The following is a 12,313-nucleotide window of genomic DNA, read 5'->3' on the forward strand; positions in this document are numbered from 1 at the left end:
CGGTGATCGGGGTCCTGATTACGGCGGTGATCGGGGTTCGGAGTGCCGGTGCGATCTGGGGTCAGTGCTGGAATTTGTTCTTGATTTGTGGGTTCTGTGGGGCGAAGTCGCCGTGATCGGTTCGGTCTGCGACCTTGCTCCACAACTGCAACACGTTCTAGGTTTGTTCGGCTGGGGAAAGCTCTCGCCGTCGACAGGAGTCCGCCGTGGCCGACATAGGACTGTGGAACATCGCCGACCAGCAGCCGGACCGCACGGCCGTTGTCACGCCGGACGGCGGTTCGGTGACCTACGCCGAACTCGCCGCCGCCGCCAACCGGTACGGCCGCGGTCTGCAGAGCATGGGGCTGGAGCCGGGCGACAGCATCGTGCTGATGCTGCCCAACGGCGCCGACCTGCTCGCCGCCTACTTCGCGGCGATCCAGACCGGCCTGTACGTGGTGACCGTGAACTGGCACCTGGTCGGTGCCGAGGTCGCCTACATCGTCGAGGACAGCGGGGCCAAGGCGTTCATCGCGCACGAGCGCTTCGCCGAGGCCGCCTCCGACGCCGCCGCGCGCAGCGGCCTGCCCGGGGGAGCGCGCTTCGCCGTCGGCGACGTCCCGGGGTTCCAGCCGCTGGCCAACCTCGGCGCCGACGAACCCGCCAAGCGGCCCGACGTGCGCACCACGGGCTCGCCGATGCTCTACACCTCCGGCACCACCGGCCGTCCCAAGGGCGTGCGTCGGCCGCTGACCGGCGCTGACCCGGACGACGTGCCGGCCGCCAACGCGTGGTTCTTCGGGGTGTTCGGGCTCAAGCCCTTCGACGACCACGTGCACCTGTGCGGGTCGCCGCTGTACCACACGGCGGTGCTGAACTTCGTCAGCATCTCCATCCAGTTCGGGCACACCGCGGTGCTGATGGACCGCTGGGGCGCCGAGGAGATGCTGCGGCTGATCGAGCAGCACCGCGTCACCCACAGCCACATGGTTCCCACCCAGTTCCACCGGTTGCTGGCGCTGCCCGAGGAGACCCGCGAGCGCTACGACGTCTCCTCGCTGCGCACCATGATCCACGGCGCCGCGCCGTGCCCGCAGGAGGTCAAGCGCGCGATGCTGGACTGGTGGGGCCCGGTGGTCGTGGAGTACTACGCGGCGACCGAGGGTGGCGGCACGACGATCATGGCCGACGAGTGGCTGCGCAAGCCCGGTTCGGTGGGCAAGCCGTGGCCGGGCTCGGTGGTGCGGGTGCTCGGCGACGACGGCGGGGAGCTGCCCGCCGGTGAGATCGGCACCGTCTACATGCAGATGGGCGCCTCGACCTTCGAGTACCACAACGACCAGAAGAAGACCCGGGAAGCGCGGGTGGGCGACCTGTTCACCCTGGGCGATGTCGGCTACCTCGACTCCGACGGCTACCTCTACCTGTGCGACCGGCGCAACGACATGATCATCTCCGGTGGGGTGAACATCTACCCGGCCGAGATCGAGAACGCGCTGTCGGTGCACGGCAAGGTCGCCGACGTGGCCGTGTTCGGGGTGCCGCACGACGACTGGGGCGAGGAGGTCAAGGCCGTCGTCCAGCCCGCTGCGGGCGTCGTGCCGGGTGACGAGCTCACCGAGGAGCTGCTGGCCTACGCGCGCGAGCGGCTGGCCAAGTTCAAGGTGCCGCGCAGCATCGACTACGTCGATGAGCTGCCGCGCGACCCCAACGGCAAGCTCTACAAGCGCAAGCTGCGCGATCCGTACTGGGAGGGTCGGGAAAAGGCCATCTGAGCTGCGGTGATCCGCGCGCGACCGCGTGCGGCGGCGGAACGTCCCCGCCGCACGCGGTTTCGTGCTGCCCATCGGAAGTCGTGATGCCGGATCGCCCGTTTCGCGGTAGCACTTCCCAACCCTTGTCTTCCGCGATAACACGTTCTACTTTTTTCGAGTGGCACTCAACATCGCAGATCTCTTCGAGCACGCAGTCGACCTGGTCCCTGAGCGCGTCGCAGTGGTCTGCGGCGAGCGCCAGGTGACGTTCTCGGAACTGGAGGAGCGGTCCAACCGGCTGGCGCACCACCTCGCCGCCCGCGGAGTCGGACCGGGCGCGCACATCGGTGTGTACTCCAGGAACTCCATCGAGGCGCTGGAGGCGATGCTCGCGGCGTACAAGCTGCGGGCCGTCGCGATCAACGTGAACTACCGGTACGTGCCGGCTGAGTTGCAGTACATCTTCTCCAACGCGGACATGGTGGCGCTGGTCCACGAGCGGCGCTACAGCGACCACGTCGCCGAGGTGCTGCCGCACGTTCCGGCGCTGAATCATGTTCTAGTGATCGAGGACGGATCGGACGCCGACCACGAGCGCTACGGCGGCGTGGAATACGAATCCGCCCTCGCCGCCCAGCGCGGTGACCGCGACTTCGCCGAGCGCAGCGCCGACGACCTCTACCTGCTCTACACCGGCGGCACCACCGGCATGCCCAAGGGCGTCATGTGGCGGCAGGAGGACGTGTGGCGCGTCCTCGGCGGCGGCATCGACTTCATGACCGGCGAGTACGTCAAGGACGAGTGGGAGCTGGCGCGCACCGGCGCCGAGAACGGCGGGCTGGTGCGCCTACCGGCCGCCCCGTTCATCCACGGCGCGGCGCAGTGGGCCACCTTCGGCAACCTCTTCGCCTGCGCCACCACGGTTTTCGTGCCCGAGTTCGACCCGCACGAGGTGTGGCGGGCCGTCGAGCGCAACAAGGTCAACGTGCTGGCGATCGTCGGTGACGCGATGGCGCGGCCGATGATCGAGGCCTTGCACGAGGGCGGTTACGACGCGTCCTCGGTGGTGGCGATCTCCTCGACGGCCGCTCTGTTCTCGACCTCGGTCAAGCACCAGTACCTCGACGCGCTGCCCAACGTCGTGATCACCGACGCGATCGGGTCGTCGGAAACCGGGTTCGGGGGCATCGGCATCGTCACCAAGGACGGCGTGCAGACCGAAGGCCCGCGGGTCACGGCCGACCGCAAGCTCATCGTCATCGACGACGACAACAAGCCGCTGGAACCGGGTTCCGGTCAGATCGGCTGGCTGGCCAAGTCCGGGCACGTGCCGCTGGGCTACTACAAGGACCCGGAGAAGTCCGCATCGGTGTTCGTCGAGGTCGACGGCACCCGCTACGTCGTGCCCGGCGACTACGCGCGGCTGGAGGCCGACGGCACGGTCACGCTGCTCGGGCGCGGCAACATGTCGATCAACACCGGCGGCGAGAAGGTCTTCCCCGAGGAGGTCGAGAGCGCGCTGAAGTCGCACCCGGACGTCTTCGACGTGCTGGTGGTCGGCGTGCCCGACGAGCGCATGGGACAGCGGGTCGCCGCGCTCGTCCAGCCGCGCGACGGGGCCTCGCCGAGCCTCGCGGAGCTCGACGCCCACGCGCGCAAGGTGATCGCCGGTTACAAGGTCCCGCGCAGCCTGTGGATCGTCGAGCAGATCACCCGATCACCCAGCGGGAAACCCGACTACCCGTGGGCGCGCAAGCACACCGAGACCCACGAACCTTCCGAAGTCAACGACCCCACGCGGAAATCCGCCGCGCGCTGACCGCCCCCCGCGGTGGTGTGCGCGAGCGGGGTGCCGCAACCCGCACCGCTACGCAGAACGAGCAATGGCACGGTCTTTGAGAGGAAAGAGATGCGAACTCCGCTTTGCGACACGCTCGGGATCGAGCACCCGATCGTCGCCTTCACGCCGTCCGAGCACGTCGCCGCGGCGGTGAGCAAGGCCGGAGGGCTCGGCGTGCTGGGGTGCGTGCGGTTCAACGACCCCGACGAGCTCGACCGCGTGCTGGACTGGATGGACGCCAACACCGGCGGCAAGCCCTACGGCGTGGACGTCGTGATGCCGGCCAAGATCCCCACCGAGGGCACGCAGGTCGACCTGGACTCGCTGATCCCGGCCGAGCACCGCGAGTTCGTCAAGCGGACCCTCGACGAGCTCGGCGTCCCCGAGCTGCCCGAGGACGAGCAGGAGCGCGGCGGGGTGCTGGGCTGGCTGCACTCGGTGGCCCGCTCGCACGTCGACGTGGCGCTGCGGCACCCGATCTCGCTGATCGCCAACGCGCTGGGCTCTCCACCGGTGGACATCATCGAGCAGGCCCACTCGCACGACGTGCTGGTGGCAGCTCTGGCGGGCAAGGCCGAGCACGCGAAGCGGCACGTCGACAACGGCGTGGACATCGTCGTCGCCCAGGGGCACGAGGCCGGCGGGCACACCGGTGAGATCGCCACGATGGTGCTGGTGCCGGAGATCGTCGACGCGATCGGTTCCCGCGCACCGGTTCTCGCGGCGGGCGGCATCGGCACCGGGCGCCAGATCGCCGCCGCGCTCGCGCTGGGCGCCTCGGGCGCGTGGATGGGCTCGTACTGGCTCACCACGGCCGAGTACGGCATGACGATGGGCGACTCGGTGACCCAGGAGGCGCTGCTGGCAGCGGACTCCAGCGACACCGTCCGCTCCCGCATCTACACCGGCAAGCCGGCGCGGCTGCTCAAGACCAAGTGGACGGAGGCCTGGGCGGTTCCGGACGCCCCGCAGCCGCTGCCGATGCCGCTGCAGAACATCCTCGTCTCCGAGGCCCACCAGCGCATGATGCGGGCCCACGACCCGCGAGCGGTGTCGATGCCGGTGGGGCAGATCGTGGGCCGGATGAACGAGATCCGCCCGGTCGCGGAGGTCTTCAACGACCTGCTCCGCGAAGTCGAGGAAACCTTCACCCGCCTCGACAAGCTCCGCTGACCCGAACCGAAAACCCCTCTCGGGCCCGACACCGGGCCCGAGAGGGGTTTTCGCGTGGTCGAGGTCAGGCCTCGGCCGCGGATTTCTCGGCTTGGGCCTTGGCCCAGCGGTAGTCGGCCTTGCCGCTGGGGGAGCGTTGGATCTGGGGAACGCGGACGATGGCCTTGGGGAGCTTGTAGCGGGCCACGTGGCGGGCCGCCTCCGCGAGGAGGTCGTCGTCGCTGGGGGAGTGGTCCTCCAGGAGTTCCACGACGGCCACCACCTCGCTGCCCCAGCGCTCGGAGGGGCGGCCGGTGACGATGACGTCGGCGATGGCCGGGTGCGCGGCGACGGCGCGCTCGACCTCTTCGGCGAAGATCTTCTCGCCACCGGAGTTGATGGTGACGCTCTACCGCCCGAGCAGCTGGATCCGGTCGTCCTCCAGGCGGATCGCACGGTCGCCGGGAACGCTGAAGCGCCGCCCGTCGAGGACCGGGAACGTGCGGGCGGTCTTGTCGGCGTCGCCGAGGTAGCCCAGCGGGACCAGGCCGTGCCGGGCCAGCCACCCCTGCCCCTCGCCCGGGGCGAGCTCGCGGGTGAGGTCGTCGTCGAGGACGGTGGTGTCGCCGTCCGGGGTGAAGACGCCGGTGTCGGTGCCGTTGCCGTCGGCGACCTGGGTCATCTGGATGCCGGTCTCCGAGGACCCGACGGTGTCGACGAACAGGACGTTCGGCAGCTGCGCCTGCAGCCGGGCGCGCACCGTCGGGGTCAGCGGGGCGCCGCCGTTCTGCACCGCGAAGACCCCGGAGAGGTCGTAGTCGCCGCGCTCCAGCTCGGCCACCATCGGCCTGGCCATCGCATCGCCGACGACCGGGACGCTGACCACCCGCTCCCGCTCCACGGTCCGCAGGACGTCCGCCCAGTCGAGGCGTTTCGCGTCGCTGGGCAGGATGATCGCCCCGCCCTGGGTGATCATGTGGAAGGTCGACCACTGCGCGGCGCCGTGCATGAACGGCGCGGTCATGATCAACCGCATCCCACCGCCTCCGGAGGCCGCGGCCTCGGCGATCTGGGCGTAGGACCGGTAGGGCTCCGGGCTGCCGAACGGGGTGCCGCCCATCGCGCTGACGTAGGCGTCGTGCTGCCGCCACATCACGCCCTTGGGCATCCCGGTCGTGCCACCGGTGTAGAGCAGGTACAGGTCGTCGCCGCTGGGCTCCGGCAGCGCATCGGGCGCGGGGGTGTCCACGATGGACCCGTACGGAACCGCGCCCGGCAGCAGCGGGTTGCCGCTGTCGTCGGCCACCTGGATCAGCACCCGCAACCCGGGTAATCGGTCCCGGATCGCGGCGACCTGCGGCGCGAAGGCCGAGTGGAACACCAGCGCTTCGGTGCCGGCGTCCTGGAACAGGTGCAGCAGTTCCTCGGCCACGTACCGGTAGTTGACGTTGAACGGCACGGCGCGGGCGCGCAGCGCCCCGACCAGCGCTTCCAGGTACTCGTTGCAGTTGTGCAGGTACAGGCCCACGTGGTGCTGCCCGGACTCGTGCCCGGCCAGCCGCTCGCGCGGCGTGTGGCTGCCGAGCCCCTGCCTGGCGAGGTAGTGCGCGACGCCGTCGACGCGCGCGTTGAGGTCGGCGTAGCTGAACCGCCGATCGCCCCAGACCAGCACCTCCTGGTCGGGAACCGCCTCGGCGACGGTCTGGAAGACGGTGGAGAGGTTGAAGCTCGTTCCCGTCATGTGTGAGCTCCTCAGCGAACTGGCGTGATGGGAATGGACTTCCGGGGCTGGAAGGCGAAGGTCGATCCGGTGCTGATCCGGGTCACGGCGACCTCGTCGAACTCCCCGGCGGGTTCGGCGCCGGTCACGACGCGGGCGGTCCAGGAGTCGGGGGTGCCGTCGACGACGACGTCGAGGCGGGGATCGACCGCGCGCACCACCGCCTGCAACGCGGCCACCGAATCCGGCCCGCACAACGAGATCCACGCCCCGTCCTGGTGCGCCGGCCCGGGCCGCACCGAGATCGCATCGCCGTCCCGGGACGCGAGCACGTAGTTCGCCGGGTTCAGCAGCGGGTGCAGTTCCAAGGTCCGCAGCGCGCCCTCCACCCCGCCCGGCAGCCCCAGCGCCCGGTGGATGCGCTCCGCGGCCACCCCGGCGATGCCCACCAGCTGCTTGGTGCAGATCTCCCGGGGAGCGTCCGCGCGTCGCGACACCGCCCGCACGAAACCCAGGTTGAGCAGGTGCATCTGCAGGCACACCTCGTCAGCCATCCGCACCAGGGCCGATGCGCTGAAGTCCGCGAAGTCCAGGTCGCTGAGCAGCGGCCCGGCGTAGTCGCCGCGCCCGTCCTCGGAGGTGTCGATGGGCGTCAGCTCCAGGTTCGCCGCTCGCGACTCCCGCAGCGCCACGCAGTCCGCGCTGGGCGACACCGGTGGGTGGGCCTCGTCGATGATCACCGTCCAGGCGCAGTGCGGCTGCCGGTCGGCGGGCACCCGAGGCGGCCGGTGCACCGGCCGCACCTGCGCTTTCGGGTTGGTGGCCACCGCCGTCGCGTCGAAGGTCGGGTCCTCGATGTCGTGGCACATGGCCCGCACGTAGCGCTCGCCCATCGGTTCCACGTCCATCAACGCGCCGCAGTGGTCGAGGTGGAACTCCCCGCGCCACCGGTCGTGCACGGTGTAGCGGAAGTCCATGAACTGCGGCGGAGCTCCGATGTCGAGCTGCAGGCCCTTGAAGATCGTCACCACGTCGTCGCCGGTGTAACCCAGCGCGCGCTGCATCCGGCGGGTGTAGATCGGGCTGGCCGCCATCCACTCCTCGATGGCGATCCGCGTCATCTCCTGCCGCCCGAACGCGGAGATGCACCAGGCCATCGCCGACCTGTCGATCAGCTGACCTGCCAGCAGCAGCTCCGGCAGCAGCGCGGCCAGCCGGGACCGGGGCAGTGTTGCGTAGCGACTCTGCATACGTGCACCTCGCGGCAGTGCGGGGACGTTTGACTCTGCAACGACGGACGGCCGGTCCCGGTGCTGCTGGACCGATCAGGGGCTCACTTGCCCTGGAAGTTCGGCTTGCGCTTCTCCGCGAAGGCCTTCGGGCCCTCCTTGGCGTCCTCGCTCGTGAAGACCTTGATGCCGTGCTCGGCCTCGATGGCGAAAGCCTCCTCCTCCGGGATCGCCTCGGTCTCCCGGATGGTGCGCAGGATCGCCTGCACGGCCAGCGGACCGTTGGCGGCGATCATCTCGCCGAGCTCCAGCGCCTTGTCCAGCGCCGTCCCGTCCGGCACGACGTGGCCGATCAGGCCGAGCTCCTTGGCTTCGGGGGCCTTGATGTGGCGTCCGGTCAGCAGCAGGTCGGCGGCCACGGTGTAGGGGATCTGGCGCGTCAGCCGCACCGCCGAACCGCCCAGCGGGAACAGACCCCAGCGCGGTTCGGAGACGCCGAAGCGCGCGCTCTCCCCGGCCACGCGGATGTCGGTGGCCTGCAGGATCTCCGTTCCCCCGGCGATGGCGGGGCCCTCGACCGCGGCGATCAGCGGTTTGGTCAGGCGGCGGCCCTTGAGCAGGCCCTCGATCCTGGCGGGGTTGAACGAGCCCTGCGCGTGCTGGTCGCCGGGGTGGTTGTTGCTCATGCTCTTCAGGTCCGCGCCGGCGCAGAACGCCCCGCCCGCGCCGGTGAGCACGCACGCCCGGATGTCCGGGTCGTTGTCCACCCGGTCCCAGGCCTCGATCATGATCTTGATCATCTCGCCGGACAGCGCGTTCTTGGCGTCCGGGCGGTTCATCGTCACCACCAGCACGCCTCCCCGCTGCTCCACGAGGCAATGCGGCTGCTCGGTCTCCGTCGAGGTCATCCCGCCTCCAGAATCGGGGCAGTCCTTGCCGGAACTGCCCGTGATCAACGTCCGTTCGGTCCGGTCAATTCGAGGGAGAACCGCCCTCGGCCCTGGTCGCGATGTCCAGAACGGCCACGTACCCGAAGGTCATCGCAGGTCCGATCGTCGCCCCGGCGCCGGCGTAGGTCGAACCCATCACCGCCGCGCTGGCGTTGCCGGCCGCGTAGAGGCCGGGGATCGCGGAACCGTCCTCCCGCAGCACCCGCGCCCGGGCGTCGGTGCGCAGCCCGCCCTTGGTGCCCAGGTCGCCGGGCACGATCTTCACCGCGTGGAACGGCGCGACCTCCAGCGGCGCCAGGCTCGGGTTCGGCAGCCGGGGATCGCCGTAGTACCGGTCGTAGGCGCTGTCCCCGCGGTGGAAGTCCTCGTCTGCGCCGTTGTTCGCGAAGCCGTTGAACCGCTGCACCGTCGCGCGGAGCTGCTCGGCCGGAACCTCGATCTTCGCCGCCAGCTCCTCGATGGTCCCGGCGCTGTGCACGATCCCGGCCTTGTACCAGCGGCCGGGGAAGCGCTGCCGGGGCGGCAGGCCCGCGAAGGTGTAGTTGTTGCGGTACCGCTGATCGGCGATCAGCCACGACGGGATGTGCGAGACACCGGTCTCGTGACCACGGTACATCGCGTGCACCGCGTCGACGTACGGCGTCGCCTCGTTGACGTAGCGCCGACCTGCGGCGTTGACGATGATCGAGCCGGGCAGGTTGCGCTCGGACAGGCAGAAGTACGGGCCGCGGGGGAGCGGGATCGACGGCCCCCACCACGCGTCGTCCATCAGGTCCACGTCCGCGCCGACGCGCTGACCGGCTTCGATGCCGTCACCGGTGTTGGACTCGGCGCCCACCGTCCAGTCGACGCCGATCGGCTCGCGCTGGAACTGCTTGCGCATCCGCTCGTTCTTCTCGAAACCGCCCGCCGCCATGATCACGCCGCGCCGCGAGCGGATGAGCACCTCCTCGTCACCGCGTCGCACGCGCACGCCGGTGACCGCGCCGTCTTCGACGTGCAGCTCGGTCAGCGGGCTGTTGAGCCACACCGGCACGCCGGCGCGCAGCAGACCGGCCCGCAGTCCGGCGGCCAGGGCCTGGCCCAGCGCCAGTAGCGGGCGCTTGGTGGCCAGCGAGATCACCCGGCGCAGGCCGACCTTGGCCGAGGTGAACACGCCGCGCGGGTGGCGGGCGATGAGGTTCATCCACTTGTACTCGGCCGCGGTGACGGTGATCCCGGCGGGCGCGGGCAGGTACGGAGGTTGCAGGTTGGCGAGTTCGTCGCCGAGCAGCTTGCCGTTGAACGGCTTCGGTTCCAGTGAGCGGCCCATCGGGATGCCGCCGGGGGTCTCCGGGTAGTAGTCGGAGTAGCCGGGGATCCACTTCAGCTTCATCGGGGTGCGGCGCAACACCAGCGAGACCATCTCGGGCCCGTGGGACAGCAGCGCTTCGCGGCGGTCGGCGGCGATCTCCTCGCCGATCAGGTGCCGCAGGTAGGTCGCGGCCTTCTCGGGGCTGTCGCCGGACTTCGCGCGTCGCAGCACCTCGTTGTGCGGGGCCCAGACGGCACCGCCGGAGCGGGCGGTGGAGCCGCCGAAGTAGCGGTCCTTCTCCACGACCAGTGCCGACAGCCCCCGGTCGGCCGCGGCGAGCGCGGCGGTCATGCCGGCGGCGCCGGAGCCGACCACGACGACATCGAAGGTCGCTTCTGTCATGGCACCTCCATAGTGGGCCTCACGCTACTGAAACAGGTTATAGTTTTGATTGGCAGGATGCTACGTCTAGCCGAAACTCCACTCACTTCACCGCAGATCCTGAACAGGAACGTGTTGCACGAGTGCTCGGTGGGTGTCGAACTTCGCGCGAAGTTCTACACCTCCTCGGGCGGATCAGTCGTAGTCGACCTTGACCTTCGGGGTCTTCGGCAGCGACTGGCAGGCCAGGCGGTAGCCGTCGTCGAGGTCCTCCTGCTCCAGGACCTGGTTGTTGACCATCGTGACCTCGCCCTCGGTCACCCGGCACTCGCACGCCGCGCAGATGCCCTCGGCGCAGGAGGAGGGGGCCTGGAGGCCGTTCTCCTTGAGCAGGTCCAGCAGCCGCTTGTCGGCGGGCCAGGTGAAGGTGTGGGCCTCGCCGTCGATCGTCACCTCGACCACCGAGTCCTCCGGCCGGGACTCGTCGGCCGCCGGTTCGGCGGGCGTGGCGTTGTCGAACGGGTTGCCCGCCAGCGACGCGAAGCGCTCCAGGTGGATCGCGGACTTCGGGAAGCCCGCCTCGCGCAGTGCCTTTCGGGTCGCGTCCATGAACGGCTTCGGCCCGCAGATGAACGCGTCGTGCTCCGGGAACGCCCCGGCCAGCGACTGCAGCGCCTCCTGCGTGGGCAGCCCCTGCACCGACTCCAGCCAGTGCAGGACCAGCAGCCGCTCGGGGTGCGCGGCGGCGAGCTCGGTGAGCTCGCGCGCGAAGATCACCGACCTCTCGTCCCGGTTGGCGTACACCAGCACGATCCGCCCGGAACCGGTGGCCAGCGCGGACTTCAGGATCGACATGATCGGCGTGACACCGCTGCCCGCGGCGAACAGCAGCAGGTCGGTCTCCAGCGACTTCGGGGTGAACACCCCGGCCGGTTCCAGCACGTCCAGCTCGGTGCCCGCGGCGACGTTGTCGCAGATCCAGTTCGAGGCGTAACCGTCGGTGGTGCGCTTGACCGTGACCGCCAGCCGCCCGTCGGTGGCCGGCGAGCTCGACAGCGAGTAGGCGCGGGCGACCGATCCGCAGCGGTCGCTGGGGATCCGCAGCGTCAGGAACTGACCCGGCCGGTAGGGCAAGCGGGTGGTGTCGACGTCGAAGACCACAGAGCGGGCGTCGGCCGTCTCCTCGACGACCTCGGCCACCCGCAGCCGGTGGAACTCAGGCATCGCAAGTCTCCTCGCTGGTCAGTAGGTCACCAGGATCGCGCTGGCCTCGGCCGTGATCTCGCCGTCGGCGACGATCTCGGCGGTGGCGAAGACCTTGCGGCCCTCTTCGCCGGTGAACCGCGCGTTGATGGTCAGCGGCACGCCGTGCGGGGTGCCGCGCCGGTAGTCCACGGTCAGCGACACCGTCATCGCCGGGTGACCGGCGACCGCCACCGCGCGGCCCACGGCGTGGTCCAGCAGCGAGGCCACCCAGCCGCCGTGCACCCGCCCGGGAGGCCCCTCGTAGGCGGCGCTGAGCAGCGCGGTCGAGGAGGTTGTCCCGGACTCGTCGATCTCCAGGCCCACCATCGGCGGCGCGAGGGGGTTGCCGGGGCCTTCCACCGGGTTGTGCACGCTGACCTGGTGTCCGTCCACGTAGGACAGCAGCAGCGGTTTCTCCCTGGTGCGCCCGCGCAGCAGCGCCGTGGCGGCGGCGACGTGCTCGGCGGCTCGCTGCAGCGCGTCGGCGTCGGCGTCGGTGAAGACCGCGGCCTCGGCGAGTTCGCGGGCCCGTCCGGCCAGCAGGGTCGTTCCGGCCGGGATCTCCGGGATGACCGGGACCGGTCCGGCCGCCGGTAGCGAGGTCGCGCCTGGTGTTCTGTCGGTCATCCGGTGGTCCCCTCGTGCGCCGAATATCTAGAACATGTTCTACGGCTCGATTATGCTGTGTCAACGGGAGCTCGCCGGAAGAGGGGCAACCGGTTCTATTGCCGACCGGCCTTGTGGGCGGCAAAGATGGACCTTAGTC

At 70.1% G+C, this 12,313-nt stretch carries 10 protein-coding genes; 3 read left to right on the top strand and 7 right to left on the bottom strand.

Going from position 1 to position 12,313, the window contains the following annotated elements; translation table 11 throughout:
- The first annotated feature begins 206 nt into the window (after positions 1-206).
- From R4I43_RS24670 to R4I43_RS24680, 3 genes are all read left to right on the top strand, one after another.
- Positions 207-1,757 carry an acyl-CoA synthetase gene (locus tag R4I43_RS24670; protein WP_324268078.1) on the top strand — a complete coding sequence of 517 codons (1,551 nt, stop codon included), beginning with the start codon at positions 207-209 and terminating at the stop codon, positions 1,755-1,757.
- Between the two features lie 157 nt (positions 1,758-1,914).
- Positions 1,915-3,555 carry an acyl-CoA synthetase gene (locus R4I43_RS24675; RefSeq protein ID WP_324268079.1) on the top strand — a complete coding sequence of 547 codons (1,641 nt, stop codon included), beginning with the start codon at positions 1,915-1,917 and terminating at the stop codon, positions 3,553-3,555.
- A 90-nt stretch (positions 3,556-3,645) separates the two neighbouring features.
- Positions 3,646-4,749 carry an NAD(P)H-dependent flavin oxidoreductase gene (locus R4I43_RS24680; RefSeq protein WP_324268080.1) on the top strand — a complete coding sequence of 368 codons (1,104 nt, stop codon included), beginning with the start codon at positions 3,646-3,648 and terminating at the stop codon, positions 4,747-4,749.
- A gap of 64 nt (positions 4,750-4,813) precedes the next feature.
- On the opposite strand, the gene R4I43_RS24685 is transcribed toward R4I43_RS24680, so the two are convergent.
- The 7 genes from R4I43_RS24685 to R4I43_RS24715 form a co-directional block, all read right to left on the bottom strand.
- Entirely contained in the window at positions 4,814-5,128 is a 315-nt protein-coding gene (locus R4I43_RS24685) for an AMP-binding enzyme (RefSeq protein WP_324268155.1), read from the bottom strand.
- Positions 5,129-5,137: 9 nt separating this feature from the next.
- Positions 5,138-6,469, bottom strand: coding sequence for an AMP-binding protein (locus tag R4I43_RS24690; RefSeq protein ID WP_324268081.1), 1,332 nt, complete (start codon positions 6,467-6,469; stop codon positions 5,138-5,140).
- Between the two features lie 11 nt (positions 6,470-6,480).
- The gene (locus R4I43_RS24695; RefSeq protein ID WP_324268082.1) at positions 6,481-7,698 is read right to left on the bottom strand and encodes a hypothetical protein; all 1,218 of its coding nucleotides are present in this window, start codon (positions 7,696-7,698) and stop codon (positions 6,481-6,483) included.
- A gap of 83 nt (positions 7,699-7,781) precedes the next feature.
- The gene (locus R4I43_RS24700) at positions 7,782-8,585 is read right to left on the bottom strand and encodes a crotonase/enoyl-CoA hydratase family protein (RefSeq protein ID WP_324268083.1); all 804 of its coding nucleotides are present in this window, start codon (positions 8,583-8,585) and stop codon (positions 7,782-7,784) included.
- Positions 8,586-8,649: 64 nt separating this feature from the next.
- Positions 8,650-10,323, bottom strand: a complete 1,674-nt coding sequence (gene kstD / locus R4I43_RS24705) for a 3-oxosteroid 1-dehydrogenase (protein ID WP_324268084.1) — start codon at positions 10,321-10,323, stop codon at positions 8,650-8,652.
- A 174-nt stretch (positions 10,324-10,497) separates the two neighbouring features.
- The gene (locus tag R4I43_RS24710; RefSeq protein ID WP_324268085.1) at positions 10,498-11,526 is read right to left on the bottom strand and encodes a ferredoxin--NADP reductase; all 1,029 of its coding nucleotides are present in this window, start codon (positions 11,524-11,526) and stop codon (positions 10,498-10,500) included.
- An 18-nt stretch (positions 11,527-11,544) separates the two neighbouring features.
- Positions 11,545-12,174 carry a PaaI family thioesterase gene (locus R4I43_RS24715; RefSeq protein ID WP_324268086.1) on the bottom strand — a complete coding sequence of 210 codons (630 nt, stop codon included), beginning with the start codon at positions 12,172-12,174 and terminating at the stop codon, positions 11,545-11,547.
- Positions 12,175-12,313: the final 139 nt, after the last annotated feature.

Origin of the sequence: Saccharopolyspora mangrovi (genome assembly GCF_035320975.1) — a bacterium.
Taxonomy (GTDB): domain Bacteria; phylum Actinomycetota; class Actinomycetes; order Mycobacteriales; family Pseudonocardiaceae; genus Saccharopolyspora; species Saccharopolyspora mangrovi.